At 71.9% G+C, this 15,449-nt stretch carries 11 protein-coding genes; 5 read left to right on the top strand and 6 right to left on the bottom strand.

Annotated elements, in window-relative coordinates:
- Positions 1-115: 115 nt before the first annotated feature.
- A complete protein-coding gene (locus FRAEUI1C_RS00350; protein ID WP_013421281.1) occupies positions 116-2,125 on the bottom strand; it encodes a C2 family cysteine protease in 2,010 nt (669 codons plus the stop codon).
- A 296-nt stretch (positions 2,126-2,421) separates the two neighbouring features.
- On the opposite strand from FRAEUI1C_RS00350, the gene FRAEUI1C_RS00345 reads away from it, so the two are divergent.
- Positions 2,422-3,642 (top strand): acetyl-CoA C-acetyltransferase, encoded by a 1,221-nt coding sequence (locus FRAEUI1C_RS00345; protein WP_013421280.1) that lies wholly within the window; start codon positions 2,422-2,424, stop codon positions 3,640-3,642.
- A gap of 289 nt (positions 3,643-3,931) precedes the next feature.
- The gene (locus FRAEUI1C_RS00340; protein WP_013421279.1) at positions 3,932-4,129 is read left to right on the top strand and encodes a DUF1918 domain-containing protein; all 198 of its coding nucleotides are present in this window, start codon (positions 3,932-3,934) and stop codon (positions 4,127-4,129) included.
- 406 nt (positions 4,130-4,535) lie between these two features.
- Here the strand turns inward: FRAEUI1C_RS00340 and ahcY are convergent, their stop codons facing one another.
- The 3 genes from ahcY to FRAEUI1C_RS00325 all read right to left on the bottom strand — a co-directional run bounded on the left by ahcY (position 4,536) and on the right by FRAEUI1C_RS00325 (position 10,134).
- On the bottom strand, positions 4,536-5,972 hold the full coding sequence (gene ahcY, locus FRAEUI1C_RS00335; RefSeq protein ID WP_013421278.1) for an adenosylhomocysteinase: 1,437 nt from the start codon (positions 5,970-5,972) through the stop codon (positions 4,536-4,538).
- 337 nt (positions 5,973-6,309) lie between these two features.
- Positions 6,310-8,847 (bottom strand): efflux RND transporter permease subunit, encoded by a 2,538-nt coding sequence (locus FRAEUI1C_RS00330; protein WP_013421277.1) that lies wholly within the window; start codon positions 8,845-8,847, stop codon positions 6,310-6,312.
- Positions 8,848-9,042: 195 nt separating this feature from the next.
- Positions 9,043-10,134 carry a GNAT family N-acetyltransferase gene (locus FRAEUI1C_RS00325; protein WP_083819307.1) on the bottom strand — a complete coding sequence of 364 codons (1,092 nt, stop codon included), beginning with the start codon at positions 10,132-10,134 and terminating at the stop codon, positions 9,043-9,045.
- 442 nt (positions 10,135-10,576) lie between these two features.
- Here FRAEUI1C_RS00325 and FRAEUI1C_RS00320 point away from each other — a divergent pair, with 442 nt between their 5' ends.
- The gene (locus FRAEUI1C_RS00320) at positions 10,577-11,392 is read left to right on the top strand and encodes a peptidoglycan recognition protein family protein (RefSeq protein WP_013421275.1); all 816 of its coding nucleotides are present in this window, start codon (positions 10,577-10,579) and stop codon (positions 11,390-11,392) included.
- Between the two features lie 495 nt (positions 11,393-11,887).
- Entirely contained in the window at positions 11,888-12,589 is a 702-nt protein-coding gene (locus FRAEUI1C_RS00315; RefSeq protein ID WP_013421274.1) for a class I SAM-dependent methyltransferase, read from the top strand.
- A 22-nt stretch (positions 12,590-12,611) separates the two neighbouring features.
- On the opposite strand, the gene FRAEUI1C_RS00310 is transcribed toward FRAEUI1C_RS00315, so the two are convergent.
- Positions 12,612-13,256 carry a LuxR C-terminal-related transcriptional regulator gene (locus FRAEUI1C_RS00310; protein WP_041258617.1) on the bottom strand — a complete coding sequence of 215 codons (645 nt, stop codon included), beginning with the start codon at positions 13,254-13,256 and terminating at the stop codon, positions 12,612-12,614.
- Positions 13,257-13,362: 106 nt separating this feature from the next.
- Between FRAEUI1C_RS00310 and FRAEUI1C_RS00305 the strand changes: the two genes are divergently transcribed.
- Positions 13,363-14,640, top strand: coding sequence for an MFS transporter (locus FRAEUI1C_RS00305; protein WP_013421272.1), 1,278 nt, complete (start codon positions 13,363-13,365; stop codon positions 14,638-14,640).
- Positions 14,641-14,673: 33 nt separating this feature from the next.
- On the opposite strand, the gene FRAEUI1C_RS00300 is transcribed toward FRAEUI1C_RS00305, so the two are convergent.
- Positions 14,674-15,378, bottom strand: a complete 705-nt coding sequence (locus tag FRAEUI1C_RS00300; RefSeq protein WP_013421271.1) for a GOLPH3/VPS74 family protein — start codon at positions 15,376-15,378, stop codon at positions 14,674-14,676.
- Positions 15,379-15,449 lie beyond the last annotated feature (71 nt).

Here is a 15,449-nt window from a genome sequence, read left to right as displayed (position 1 = left end):
TCGAACACGAATCGAACTAACGTTCGGGCCGGTGCGGTGACGACCGGTCGCCACCACCCCCAGGAGCTCGACTTGTGTGACCGACATCACAAAACAACGGACGCTCGGTTTCTGGTCAGCGCGGTGGCGTCAGGCTGACGGCCACCAGGCCAGGACGCAGGTCGTCCCAGCGATACCAGGCGGTCAGCTCTCCTCCGACGTGCTCCCACGGGTTGCGCAGCAGCACCCTTCCGCCGGTCACGTCGACCGCCAGCACCGTGTACGCGTGCCGGCGGACCAGGCCACTGTCCACCCGGGGCGCCTCGCCGCCGGTCGAGACGATCACGACGTCTCCGGCGGCCAGCCGCGCCGCCAACTCGCCGGTCGACACCTCGCCAGGCCGGAGCGTCCGGTGCGGCCGGCCGGTCAGGTCGCTGGTCGCGACGCCTGGATCGCCACCGTTGATCGAGTCGTAGCCGCCGTGCGCCCGGGCGTAGGCCTTCTCGTAAACGGCCGCCCACAGCTCGGGCCGGCCGTTGACGTCGTAGGCCGCCATCCCGGTCCGCGCCGGTCGGCCTCCCGCGTCCCCCGAGCCGTCAGCGGAGGCAAGGCCGGGCAGGTCGCGGGTGACGGTGACGGGGAAGGCCCGGCCGTCGCGGTACAGCGTGACGGTGAACGTGCCGTTGGCGTTCTCCCGGATGCCGTCGGCCAGCAGAGCCGGGCGTTGGCGGGCCAGGCCGACGAGCGCGGCCGCGAGGTAGCAGTCGTCGACGCCGCCCTGGCCGACGTCGGAGGAGGAGATCCCGTCGCGGACCACCGCGTCGGTCCGGTCGGCGTCGGCCCCGTCCCTGCCGGGGGCGCCGCCGCGCTGGCCGCCGGCGCCCGGCGCGGCGGGCTCGAGGTCCGGCAGCAGCCGGACGAGCTCGTCGAGCATCGCCGCCGGCGCACTGGCCAGCAGCAGGTCCGGCACCGCCGTCAGCGCGGTCAGCTCGGCCCGGGTCCGCGCCACCAGCCGCTTCCTCAGCCGGGTCACCGCGGCCGCGAACACCGCCAGCGGCGCGCCGCGCAACCGGCTGATCACCGCCTCGCGGGCCGCCGGCGACAGCGCGGCCAGCCGCCGGCCCACCTCGCGCACCTCGCCGGCCGACAACGCCTTCGGCTCCGTCCCGATCAGGGCCACCAGACCGGCGGCCACGGACCTGATCTGGCCGAGGCTCGGTGGCGGGGCGTCGTCGAACCAGGCCCGCTGGTCGATGAGCACCCCGCCGGCACGCACGGCGTCCTCGGCCGCGGCGAAGTGCGCCATCCGCCGGTCGAGCGACGCGGCCAGCCGGGGACCGTCGACGGCGATGACGTGCGCGCCGAGCCTGAGCACGTCGGTGGTCGCCGCCAGCCCGGCGACCCGGAACGTCTCCGGCGGCCGGACCGCGGCGGCGGCCCCGACGGCGCCGCCGAGGCCGTCGCCGGTGCTGGCGACGAGCTCGGTCAGGGCGAGGGCGGCGGCACGCAGGGCCTGGTCCTCGGTCGCGTCGACGGCGCCGGCGAGCCGGGCCGCGGCGGTGCCGGCGGCGCGCAGGCTCCCCGCGAGGGCGCCCAGCTGGCCCGCGTCGAACCAGACCGGGCCGTCGCCGCCCACGTCCCCGCCGGGCGGGTCCGCCGGGTCGGCACGGTCACTGAGCCCGGCGCCGAGGGCGCGGACCAGCGCCAGGTCGGGGTCATCCCAGCCACGCGGCATCGCGGGCACCACCACGGTGGGCGCCACGACGGACCCCTCAGCCGAGTTGGGATCCCCGACGACGCCGGGACCGCCGACCCGGCCGCCGGTCGAGCCTGCGGTGACGGCCCTGGTCGCGGCGTCGAGGACGTCCGCGACCCGGGAGTACCAGCCCGACCGGATCACCAGCACGCCGGCACCAGCCGTCAGCGCCTGCTGCCAGGCATCGACCCGGGCGGTCGAACGCCGTTGCCACGGGGAGGACCAGGTGTCGGTCGTGTTGAGCTCCGCCACCGGCTCCAGCAGGGTGGACGTCGTCACGGCCAGGCGGCGCAGCGCCAGCGACGCGTCTCGCAGCCGCGCGGCGGCGGAGCCGACCACGGCCGGCAGCCGCGCGGCCTGGTCGTCGGCATGGTCCCGGTCCCGCGCCATCGGACTCCCCGCAGCCGTTTCTTCCCGCGTGGATCAAGGTAGGGCCGCCGGAGGCCACCGTCACCCGGGACCTTGATCGGGAACGGTCCACAAGGGAGGCCCGGGTGGGCGAGTTGCGTTAGCTTGGGCGGGGTAGCTGTCGCCCGCCCTGACCGTCACCCGCCTTGACTGTCAGAGTCGGCGCCCGGGCAACGCGCGGGCGGCGTGCCCGCAGGTGCGCTCCAACGACACGTGCACCTGACCGACAACCGCGGCGGGAACGACCGCCCGCGTACCACCCGTCGAAGGAGCCCCCCGTGCCCGAGGCTGTCATCGTCGCCACCGCCCGGTCCCCGATCGGCCGCGCGTTCAAGGGATCGCTGAAGGACCTGCACCCCGACGACCTCGCGGCCACCATCGTGCGGGCCGTCCTCGACAAGGTCCCGGCGCTCGACCCGACGACCATCGACGACCTGATGCTCGGCTGCGCCCAGCCGGCCGGCGAGCAGGGCTTCAACATGGCCCGGGCGGTCGCCGTCCAGCTCGGGTTCGACTTCCTGCCCGGCACGACGGTGAACCGCTACTGCTCCTCGTCGCTGCAGACCACGCGGATGGCCTTCCACGCGATCAAGGCTGGCGAGGGCGACACGTTCATCTCCGCCGGGGTCGAGATGGTCAGCCGCTTCGGCAAGGGCAGCGCCGACAACCTGCCCGACACGCACAACCCGCGCTACGCCGACGCCGAGGCGCGCACCAAGGCCCGGGCCGAGGCCGGCGCTCCGGTCTGGACTGACCCGCACGAGGCCGGCCTGCTGCCCGACATCTACATCGCCATGGGCCAGACCGCCGAGAACGTCGTCCAGTACACCGGCCTGACCAGGGCCGATCAGGACGAGTTCGCGCTGCGCTCGCAGCAGAACGCCGCCAAGGCGATCGCCGACGGCTTCTTCGAGCGCGAGATCACCCCGGTCACCCTGCCGGACGGCACGGTCGTGTCGACCGACGACGGCCCGCGGCCGAGTACCACGCTGGAGGCGCTGGCCGCGCTCAAGCCGGTCTTCCGGCCCGACGGTTCGGTGACCGCCGGCAACGCCTGCCCCCTGAACGACGGCGCCGCCGCGGTCGTGGTCATGAGTGACACCCGGGCCCGCGAGCTGGGCCTGACCCCGCTCGCCCGGATCATCGCCACGGGCGTCACCGGCCTGTCCCCCGAGATCATGGGCCTCGGCCCGATCGGCGCGGTCCGCCAGGTGCTCGGCCGGGCCGGCATGACGATCGACGACGTCGACCTGGTCGAGATCAACGAGGCGTTCGCGGCCCAGGTGGTCCCGTCGGCCCGCGAGCTGAACATCGACTTCGACAAGCTGAACGTGCACGGCGGCGGGATCGCGCTCGGCCACCCGTTCGGCTCGACCGGAGCCCGCATCCTGACCACCCTGCTCAACGGCCTGCGCACCAGGGACAAGACCATCGGCCTGGAGACCATGTGCGTCGGGGGCGGCCAGGGCATGGCCATGCTGGTCGAGCGCCTCAGCTAGCCGCCGGCCCCGGCGAGGTCACCCCTCCCGCATGATCGCCGTTTTCGCCCTCAAATGGTCACAAAATCGCGACGGTTGCGGCCGCGCGAGGGCGAAAACCCCGATCTTGCTGGTCTCGGACCTGGCCGCCCCGTCAGATGCGGCGCTAGGCGCCGGCCCTGCCCTGGCGGCGGGCCCTCCCCGCACGCGGATCGCCGCCCGTGGACTGGGGTTAGCGGGCAGGAGGAGGGGACAGGTTACCCAGGGACGACCAGCTATCGACGATGGGTGATCAGCTGAGGGGGCAGCGATGCATGCGACCGCAGGAGACCGGGTCTGCGTCCGCAGCCGGACGGTAGGCCAGGCAGAGCGACACGGTGTGGTGCTGGAGGTACGCGGCAAGCCGGACGGACCGCCCTACCTGATCCGCTGGGACGACGGCCACGAAGGCCTCTGCTTCCCGAGCGCCGACTCCGTCCTCGAGATATTCGCCAAGCAGCACACCTAACCCGCCCAGCAAGAACCGCCGGACCGCACCGCGGACGCGAAGATCCACCGCACCGGCGGAACGCGGGGATCCACCGCACCAAGATCAGGCATCGCTTCCCCTGCGCAGACGCCGATCAGCCGGCTAGCTAGCCAAGCCGCCGCACCTTGATCGATAACTGCGCAGGAATAAAGACAGCAAATCGGGGCAGCCGACGCCACCCTGCCTGCGCATCTAGCGATCAAGGCCTCATTGATCATCGGATGCGCAGGGGATCTGGTGCGCGGCGAGTGCGCCTGGCCTCGACGATCAGGTGAAGCGGTGGCCGTGGCCGGGGGTAGGCGAAAACGGCGAGGGCCGCTCCCGCGGGAGCGGCCCTCGTCGTTACCCGTTCTGCGTGAGCGACACCGACCGGCGTCTGGTCGACTCAGTAGCGGTAGTGGTCCGCCTTGTACGGGCCCTCGACGGCGACGCCGATGTACTCGGCCTGCGCCTTGGAGAGGGTGGTGAGCTTGACCCCGAGCGCGTCGAGGTGCAGGCGGGCGACCTTCTCGTCGAGGTGCTTCGGCAGCGTGTAGACGCCGGTCGGGTACTCGTCGGTCTTGGTGAACAGCTCGATCTGGGCGATCACCTGGTTGGTGAAGCTGTTCGACATGACGAAGCTCGGGTGGCCGGTGGCGCAGCCGAGGTTCATCAGGCGGCCCTCGGCCAGCACCAGGATCGAGTGGCCGTCCGGGAAGACCCACTCGTCGACCTGCGGCTTGATGTTGATCTTCTCGATGCCGGAGACGCGAGCGAGGCCGGCCATGTCGATCTCGTTGTCGAAGTGGCCGATGTTCGAGACGATCGCCTGGTGCTTCATCGCGCCCATGTGGTCGGCCGTGATGATGTTGAAGTTGCCGGTGGTCGTCACGAAGATGTCGGCGATCCCGACGACGTCCTCCAGCGTGGTGACCTGGAAACCGTCCATCGCCGCCTGCAGGGCGCAGATCGGGTCGATCTCGGTGACGATGACGCGGGCGCCCTGGCCGCGCAGCGCGTCCGCGCAGCCCTTGCCGACGTCGCCGTAGCCGCAGACGACCGCGACCTTGCCGCCGATCAGCACGTCGGTGGCCCGGTTCAGACCGTCGATCACCGAGTGGCGGCAGCCGTACTTGTTGTCGAACTTGCTCTTGGTGACCGAGTCGTTGACGTTGATCGCCGGGAAGAGCAGGTTGCCGCCCTTGTGCATCTCGTACAGCCGGTGCACACCGGTGGTGGTCTCCTCGGTGACACCCTTGATCGACTCGGCGGCCGCGGTCCACCGGCCCGGCTTCGCCGCGATCGTGGTGCGCAGGGTCTCCAGGACGATCGCGTACTCCTCGGAGTCCGACGCGTCGGTCGCCGGGACGGCGCCCGCCTTCTCGAACTCGGCGCCCTTGTGGACGAGGAGGGTCGCGTCACCACCGTCGTCGAGGATCATGTTCGGCGCGCCGCCGTCCGGCCAGGCCAGCGCCTGGTCCGTGCACCACCAGTACTCCTCCAGCGTCTCGCCCTTCCAGGCGAAGACCGGGACGCCCTGCGGGTCGTCCTTGGTGCCGTTCGGGCCGACGACCACCGCGGCGGCGGCGTGGTCCTGCGTCGAGAAGATGTTGCAGGAGACCCAGCGGACGTCGGCGCCGAGCGCGACGAGGGTCTCGATCAGCACGGCGGTCTGGATCGTCATGTGCAGCGAGCCCATGATCCGCGCGCCCTTCAGCGGCTGGCTCGCGGCATACTCGGCACGGGTCGCCATCAGGCCCGGCATCTCGTGCTCGGCCAGCCGGATCTCCTTGCGACCGAACTCGGCCAGCGCAAGGTCAGCGACCTTGAAGTCGAAGCTCATCTCTCTCCTTCGGCGCTCCGCGCGCGCTCCTGAGACCTTTTTGACCCTGGTCCGAATGAAGACCTTTGTGACCACAGCCCGAGGCCCGAGCGAGGGATTCATAGCCCGTGCCGTATGGCGTCACGGTACGGCACTCGGCAGCGCGCGGCGGCGACCGGCCCCATAGTCGGGACCGGCCGCCGGCCGCGATTTTCCCCGCTCTAGCAGGGCCTTCCGTGTCTGAGGCCGCGGTGAAACTTGACGCGAACTGGTCAGGAACCGGTGGAGCCGACGCCCGGTCGGCGCCCGGTCCGCGCCTTCACCGCGGCCACCGACCCGCCTTCGGGCGCGGGCGTCGCTACGCCACGCTGCTGCCGGTCGGCGTGTCCGCCGGGGAGGCGGACCGGCCGGCTGCCGCGTCACCGGCCCCGCCCTGCGGGCGGTACACCCAGCCGCGCTCGTCCGCCCACACCAGCAGCGGCGGAAGCACGACCAGCGCCGAGAGCAGCGCGACCGCGACGTTGAGCGCGACGATCAGGCCGAAGTCGCGCAGCAGCGGCAGCGGACTGAACGCCAGCACCAGGATGCCGACGACGGCCGCAGCGGCCGACACGAGGAAGGCCCGACCGGTACGCGCCGCCGCCTCGTCGACGGCGGCCCGCGGCGCCAGGCCGAGCGCCCGTTCCTCCAGATGCCGCTGGACGATCAGGGTGGTGAACTCGGTGCACAGCGCGATGACCAGCGGACCGCTCACGGCCGTCAGCGGGGACAGCTCCAGGCCCGACCCCCGCGCGATCAGCGACGTCAGCCCGACCGCGATCAGTACCGGAACCACCGACAGCAGCGCCTTCGCGAGGCTCAGGTACCGCAGCAGCAGGACCAGGAAGACGCCGATCAGCGCGTAGTAGGTGAGCAGCGCCCGGTTGTGCCCGATGTTGTCCAGCAGGCTGGTGCCGACGACGGCGAGGCCCGACGGCGTGGCCCGCACCCCGGCCGGCGGCTGCACGGTCGCGCGGATGTCCTTCACGACCACGGCGCGCTGCACCAGCGAGCTCGGGCCGGTCTGGAAGATCAGGTTCATCGCGCCGGCGGTCCCGCCCGGCGAACTGAGGTTGACCGTGCTGCTGCGGATCGCGGCCGGAGCGACCGCGTAGGCGGCCCGCACGTCGTCGCCGGTCGGCGGCACCATCTTCGCGCCCGGAACGTCGAGCAGGTAGCCGACGGTCGTGACGAGGCTGGAGGCGTTGGTCAGGACGTCGGGGTGCTTCGCGATCTGATCACGAGCGACGGTGTTCACGAACGCGGCGGTCTTGTCGTCGAAGAGGTTGTCCGCCTGGATGTAGACGCCCAGCTCGCTGGTGGTGCCGGCGTGGTCGCCCAGGTAGTCGAGATCCTTGATGACCTGGCTGTTCTGGTTGACCCACTTCTGCGGGTCGGTCTGGATCTTCTGACCGCCCTCGACGAACGCCCCGCCGACGAAGACCGCGATCGCGATCACGACCAGCGGGAGCGCGGCGACGCGCGGCAGCGACCCGAGCGTGACGGTCGCCCGCCCGAGCGGTCCGCGGGTGTAGTCCTTCGGCTGGGTGGGCCGCTTGTCCTCCCGCCACGCCAGCGTCGCGGACGTCAGCAGCACGGTCGCGAGCACGATGACCGGCAGGCCGATGGCCAGCAGCACGCCGAAGTCACGGATCATCGGCGTGGCGTTGAACTCCAGCGCGAGGAACGCGACCACGGCCGCCACGGTGGCCAGCAGCAGCGCGGGCATCAGGTTGCGCAGCGTCGCCGCGACCGGATTGTCGGCCCGATCGAGCTGTGCCTCCTCCTCGACCCGGCTGTGTAGCTGGACCGCGAAGTCGATGCCGACGCCGAGCAGCACCGGTAGGCCGGCGATCGTGACGACGTTCAGATGGATGCCGAGGTAGCCGGCGAGGCCGAATGCCCAGATCAGGCCGACCACGACGACCCCGAGCGGCAGCAGCCGCCAGCGCACCGCGAACGCGACCAGCAGCAGGCCGACCATGAGAGCCAGGGCGATGGCGCCGAGGGTCAGGAAGCCGCCGCGCAGGTAGTCGTTGATGTCCTTGAGCAACACCGACGCACCGGTCGTGACGACGTGCGCGTTCTCGAAGTGCTGCTTGGCCATCGCCTCCTGGACCAGGCTCGCCGCCGCGCCCTCGTCCTTGATCGAGGCGTTGCCCTCCAGGCGGACCACCATCTGCGCGTTGGTGCGGTTCGGGAAGAACGGCACCAACGCCTCGCGGACCTTGCCGCTGTTGTCGTAGAGCAGGAAGTTGTCCCAGGCCGGGGAGCCGATCGTCTGCTGCGCTGGCGGGATCGCGTTGACCCGGCCCAGGGTCTTGATCGCGTCCTGGAGTCGGGTCGCCTGCGACGTCGGGTCCGTGTCGCGCTGCTGCGCGGACAGCAGCATCTTGGCGGCCGGGCTGTTGATCGGGTTGCCGTCCGGGCTGCTGACCAGGTTGTGGGTGAACTGCAGCGCGGTGACCGGGGTGACGACGGCAACGATCCGCTTGTCGGCCTCAAGCTCCTTGGTGACCGCCGCGAACGCCTTGAGGTTGTTCGGGGTGAACAGGTCGGTGAGGTTCTTGCCCGGGTCGACCGTGAAGTCCGTGATCATCGACTCGCCGCCGAACAGCGACTGGTAGGCGTGGTTGTCCTTCGCCACCTGCGAGTTCGAGTTCAGGTAGTTGCTCTGGTCCGTACTGAACTTCAGCTGGGAGATGCCGAAGCCCAGCCCCACCGTCAGCACGAGCGCGATGACCGCGACGATGCCACCGCGCTGACCCGCCAGCCGGGCGGCCGACGTCCAGAAGGCTCCGGACCGACCGCCGGGCGTGGGATCACGCGACTCGGAGGGACCTGGGGGTGTGGACACGAGCAGACTCCCGGCGGGGTTCGGTGGGCAGCGGGGTTCGGTGGGGCGGCGGTGGCTGCCCGGCTGGTTACTGGTGAGTTAGGTAACAGGTCCCAAGCTGTATAGCCCAAGTCTCACGCAGATGCGCAGTCCTCCCGGGACAGCGGCCGCAACAAATCTTCAAGGCGCGAGAAACGTCACGCTCGGCAATCACTCTTACTCGCTCAGTAGATCCTTGGTGAAGTGGATCTCGGTCGTGTTGGAGAGATCATGGAGGTCGCGGGTCCGCCCGGCGCCGCGGTAACCCAACCGCTCGTAGAGCCGGTGCGCGTCCGAGAAGCGGGTGTCGGACCACAGCTCGACCACCTGGGCGTCCCGGCGCCGAGCCTCCCGCTCCACCAGGAAGACGAGGGCCTGACCGAGCCCGCGCCGCCGGGCGCTCGCCGCGACGTAGAGCGACTTCAGCTCGACCCGGCCGGGCGCGGTCTCGCGCACCGCGACGCTGGCGGCGAGCACGCCAGGCCGCCCGGCGTCCTCGTCCTCGACGGCCCTGTCCTCGACGACCCACATGCGGCCGCGGTAGCGGGCGGGATCCAGGTCTCCGGTGTACGCCGTCGCCGGGGCACGCATCCACGGCTCCTCGCCGTCGACATCGAGGACGCAGCCCGGGTACTCGGCCCAGACCGCGCCGATCAGCCGCTGCACCGCCGGCCCGTCGTCGTCCCGGACCGGCCGCAGCCCCGGCAGGATCGACCGGCGCATCCAGACGTGATCGATGCCGGCGGTCCGGTCGGGCGGCCCGAAGGTCTCGTAGCCGAGGCCGAGGTAGAGCCCGGCCACGGCCGCCTGCGCGTGCAGGCGGATGCCGGTGAGGCCACGCTCGGCCGCGCGGCGCTCCAGCGCGATCGTCACCGCCCTGGCCAGCCCACGACCACGCGCGTCCGGCCGGACCGCGACCCGCCCGATGACCCCGACGGACTCGCCGAAGCGGTTGGCGACCGGACCGTCCGGCACCGGCCCGACCGGCGCCGGACCCAGGTCGAGATCGGGAATGGCGGCCGGGTCCAGCAGGCGGGCGGTCGCGAGCGCCTCGCCGGCCTCATCCCAGACGACGGCGTGGTCGGCGGCGAGGTCCGCCGCGTCGTGCTCAAGCTCGGCCGGGACGCCCTGCTCCTCGACGAAGACGGCCGTCCGCAGCGCCCGCGCCGCCGCTGGGGGCGGGCCGGGCAGCACGACGACGCGCGGCGCTCCGCCGTCGTCGCCCCCGCCGCTCTCGGTACGCGGACCTGGACGAGCCGACACAACCATGGGCCGGAGTCTAGAAAGCGGACGGCCGGTCGGGACGGCGCCTGACCGGCCTGCCGTGCCCCGCGCCCGCCGCGCTCCGGCCGCCCCAACCCTGCCGGACCGGCACTTCAGGGCCGCCTCACCGACGGCCCCGACACGCGGTTCATCCGGGCCCGATGACCCGGCGTGACAGAGGACACAGAGAATGAGAGTCGCAAGACGCGCTTTTCTGGCAAGGCCGGCGACAGCATCGTCTCCTGACCGGCCCGGCAAGGCGGCAGAAATGAGCCTCTCCCGCCGCCACCCCGGACGCGGCCCGAGGTCACCTGGGACCGCGTGAATGGCGGAGGCTCTCCGGCAAAACAGGGGTCAGAAATGGACATAATGGGCAACTTCCGCGCGCACGACGCGGGCGCCGGCAGCCTCGGGTTGACGGCCCGGACCGGCCGTCGGGGGCGGTGACATGGCCGCCACCCGTTATCCGTCGGCCACCTGGCGCCCCGTCGTCAACACGTCCGGCACCATGATCGAGCCAACGCGGGGCCTCATCCCGCACGTCCAGCAGGGCAACGGCTCGCTCTACGGCATGTTCAACACCCCGAGCACCCAGGTCTCCAGCCATCTGTGGCTGTCCAAGGGCGGCGGCTGGGAACAGTACGTCGACCTCGCCGACAAGGCCTGGGCCGAGGCGGCCGGCAACCCGTACTGGATCTCGGTGGAGTGCGAGGGCTTCGACACCGAGGACTACTCGCCGATCCAGGTCCAGCGGCTCGCCGAGTTCTACGCCTGGGGCATGACCGAGTTCGGCTGGAAAGCCGAGATCACCGACAGCGTCGACGGGTACGGCATCGGGACGCACCGGATGGGCGGCACAGCCTGGGGCGGCCATTCCTGCCCCGGCGACATCCGCGCCAACCGGCGCCAGGACGTCCTCTCGGCCGCGCTGGCGCTGAACGGCACCCCGCCGCCCACGCCCAACCCGTCCCAGGCCCAGCAGCGCTACGTCAACATGCCGACGCTGCGCAGCGGCAGCAAGGGCTCGGCCGTCGTCACGCTGCAGAACGCGCTGAACATCATCTTCGGCCACGAGGCTCCGACCGGCGACCCGAACCGGCTCGTCCCGGACGGCAGCTTCGGCCCGGCGACCCTCGCCCGGGTCGGTTCGCTGCAGCGGCTGAACTCGCCGTACTACGGCCCGATCGGGGTCGACGGCGTCGTCGGCCGGCAGACCTGGCTGAAGATCGGCTACATCCTCACCGGCATGAACCGCTCGGTCTGAGGCATCGACGCCTGGCGGGCACACGGCACCTCCGACGCCGAACCGGACGCGGCGCACTCGGCGGGCTGCCGTGCGCCCGGCGCGCCGCGGCGGCCGGTGAAATTCGAGTCCTTCTGACCGATACCCGGTCAGGCCGCGCTCGACGTGATCACGGGCCAGCATTTTGAACGCCGTTCCGCGGGCACCGGTGACGTTGATTTCCCGGCGGGTCGGCCCATGGGTCACCAATCGGACTGTCCGCCTTCTTTTTTCCACCGGTAAGTCCTCACCAGAGTTCGTTTTCCATTTGCCAGCGGGGCGCGCGCCTCGTTCTGCCCGGGCCGGCTGGCGGCATTGATCTGCACAACCATGGCGACCTCGGGCCACGGTCGGTGACAGCGGGCAGAAGGGACACTAAATTCTGGGCCGACGCCGGTGGAGCAATCACGGGCGAGCGGCCGACTCCCGATCTCGCCGTCGGGCCGTGACCGGCCCCGATCGTGGATGGAGCATCACGTGACTGGTACGAAGGACCTCTACACGTCGGGGGAATATCTGGGCCTGAACCCGGGCCGGCACGACGGCGACGGTGCCTGGAAAGCACTCCAGATTGCCCGGATACTGGAGCGGAACAACCTGCGCCCAAACTCCGTCTGCGATGTCGGCTGCGGCACCGGAAGGGTGCTGCGCGAGTTGTCGCACCATCTTCCTGGAACACCCCGGATGGTCGGTTTCGACATCGCGGCGGCGCCGCTAGGGCTCAATGAGGACACCGGCGAGGGTGTCGAGCTCGTCACTGGCGACGCACGTGCGTCGGACGAGTATTTCGACCTGCTGATGATGGTCGACGTCTTTGAGCACGTCGAGGACTATCTCGGATTCCTGCGAAGCTTCCGCGACCGCGCGGGTGTCTTCGTCTTCCACATACCGCTGGACATGTCGGTGCAGACGGTGCTGCGGGCGAAGCCACTGCTGGGCGCGCGCCGCGGCGTCGGCCACCTGCACTACTTCAGCCGCGAGACCGCGCTCGCCACGCTGGCGGACGCCGGCTACCGGGTGATCGACGAGGCCTACACCCGCGGTGGCGTCGAGCTCGCCGTCTCGGGCCGGCGCCGGGTCGCCCGGGTGCCCCGCCAGGTCGCCCACCGGCTGAACCCCGACCTGGCGGCCCGGGTGCTCGGCGGCTCCTCCCTGCTGGTCCTGGCGGAGGGCGCCTGACCAGGCCTACGCCTGACCAGGCCTAGGAGTTCAGGTAGGCCAAGACCGCGAGAACCCGGCGGTTGTCGTCCGCGGAAGGCGGCAGGCTCAGCTTCGCGAAGATGTTGTTCGTGTGCTTGCCGACCGCCTTCTCGGTGATGAACAGCCGGCCGGCGATGGCCGCGTTCGACCGTCCCTCGGCCATCAGCCCGAGCACCTCGCGCTCGCGGGCCGTCAGCGCCTGCAGCGGCTGGTCCCGGGATCGCCTGGTCAGTAGCTCGGCCACGACCTCCGGGTCCATCGCGGATCCGCCAGCCGCGACCCGGCGCACCGAGTCCACGAACTGGCCGACGTCGCCGACCCGGTCCTTGAGCAGGTAGCCGACCCCGCCGCCGGGGCTCGAGAGCAGCTCGCGGGCATAGACCGGCTGGACGTCCTGGGACAGGACCAGTACCGGCAGCCCCGGGACCTGGCCGCGGGCCTCGATCGCGGCCAGCAGGCCCTCGTCGGTGAACGTCGGCGGCAGCCGGACGTCCACGACGGCGACGTCCGGCCGGTGGGTGACCAGCGCGCGCAGCAGCGCCGGCCCGTTGTCGACGGACTCGACCACCTCGAAGTCGAAGGCCGTCAGCAGCCTGATCAGTCCATCCCGCAGCAGAGCCAGATCCTCAGCAAGCACCACACGCACCCGCCTAGCCTGTCACCCCGCCCATCCGGCCGTCGATCAGGCCAGATTGACCGCTTTCGACCGAGCCAGCCATCCTGGCAGCCACGACGGCGGTGCGGGAGGCGCGTTGACGAACCAGCAGGCCACGGGCGGCGACGGGTCGGCAAGCCGGTGGGGAGCGCTGGCGAGCTACGCGGCGATCGCCGCCTGCACCCAGCTGCTCTGGCTGACGTTCGCGCCGATCACCACCGACGCGGCCCAGCACTACGGCGTCTCCGAGGGCGCGATCGGCTGGCTGGCGAACGTGTTCCCGCTGCTGTACGTCGTGCTGGGGATTCCCGCCGGCCGGCTGCTCGACCGGTCGATGCGGACATGGCTGGCTGTCGGCGCTGTGCTCACCGCGGCCGGTGGCCTCGTCCGGCTGGCCGGCGGCGGGTTCGGCGTCGCGATCGCCGGCCAGTTGCTGGTCGCCGTCGCCCAGCCGCTGGTGCTGAACGCGGTCACGGCGCTGGCCGGCGGCTACCTCGCCCACCGGCACCGGGCCGCGGGGATCGCGCTCGGCTCGGCCTCCCTGTTCGTCGGCATGATCGCCGCGTTCGTGCTCGGTGCCGCGGTCGGCGCCAGCCGGATGACGGCGCTGCTCGCCGTCCAGGCCGCGCTCACCGTGGTCGCGACGGTGGCCGTGCTGTTCGCGTTGCGCCGCCCGGGACCGTTCGCCGCCGCCGCCGGCGCCGGCGCCGTTGCCGGGGACGGCGAGCTCGTCCCCGGCGAGGCGGCCGCGCGCGGCGCGGTCCGGCGGCTGTGGGCCGACGAGGTCGTCCGCCGGCTGGTCACGATCGTCACGCTTGGCTTCGGCGTGTTCATCGCGCTGACGACCTGGCTGCAGGCCCTGCTCAAGCCGGCCGGAGTCTCCACCGGCGTGGCCGGGGCGCTCCTGATCGGGATGGTGGCCGCCGGCACGGCCGGCTCCGCCGTACTGCCGGCCTGGGCCGCCCGGCGCGGTCGGCGCACGGAGGTGATCCGGCTGTCGGTCGGGGTGACGGTGGTCGGCTGCGCCGTGCTGGCCGTCGCTCCCGGCGTGACGACGGCCGCGGTCGCGGTCTGCCTGATGGGGCTGCTGCTGCTCGCCGACCTGCCGATCCTGCTGGAGGTCGCCGAGAACCGCCCGGGTGGCGACGTGGCGACCCTCGCCGCCCTGGTCTGGCTCGCCGGCAACGCGGGCGGCGTCGTGGTGTCGCTCGCGGTCCAGGGCCTGCTGCACCATCCGGCCGCCGCCTTCGCCCTGCTCGCCGTCGTCCTGCTGGCCGGGGTCCCGGTGCTGCGGACCCGCTGGCTCGACGCCCCGCCCGGCGGCGACGCCTCGCCCGCCGCTGCCGCTGCCGCCGCCGTCGGCGAGGCCGTCTGACGTGCGCGTCGACCCGTCAGACGAAGGCTCGTCTCAGCCTCCGCTGGTGGCGGCAGCGGCGGCCGCGTCGGCCTTCTGGTCACGGACGACCTTGCGCAGCGCCTCGCCGACCGGCCCGAGGTCCGCCACGAGCTCGCGCGCCCGGTCCCGGTGGGCGCGCCGCTCCCGCCTGGAGAACAGGACGCCCATCTCGGCGAGCACGCCGAGGGCGGCGAGCTGGCGGTCGCGGTCGGCGACCCGGGCGGCCGGCGCCGCGCCTACCAACGTCTGACGCACGTCGCCGATCAGCTTCCGGACCAGCCTGGTGTCGCGCACGGTCACGCTCGTGCGCGGGATCAGCCCGATCACCCGGTACCGGTCGACGCGTAGCCAGCGACCCGCCTCCAGGTAGTCGCGGGCGCACCGGGTCGTGACCCGGTTGTCCTTCGCGATCCAGTGCCGCAGGGACCGATGGCGCCCCGAGCCCTCGATCTGGTCGAGCACCCGCGTCAGGATCGGATCGTCGGGAAGCATGGCCACGCCGGGCCCGGCCGCCACCGCCGGGCGCCGCTCAGGGGCGACCGGCACGACCTTTCCGTCGGCCACGGCGACCCGCCCGCGCCGTTCCAGCTCCAGCACGGCGGCCGCGCGCAGGCCGGGGCCCAGGTAGCCGGACCTGTGCCGGCCGGCCATCCGTTCGCTCTCGGGGTTGTAGGTCAGCAGGTACAGCTGGGCCGGCAGTGAGTCGGGCAGCTCCACGGCCTGCTCCTCTCGGACACGAGGTCCGGGCCACGGGATGGTCCGGCCGTTCAGGGGTTCGGGTTCGGATG

The organism is Pseudofrankia inefficax, assembly GCF_000166135.1.
In the GTDB taxonomy this organism is placed as follows: domain Bacteria; phylum Actinomycetota; class Actinomycetes; order Frankiales; family Frankiaceae; genus Pseudofrankia; species Pseudofrankia inefficax.
Note: the sequence above shows the minus strand (reverse complement) of the source record. Positions and strands in the feature narration are given on the sequence as shown.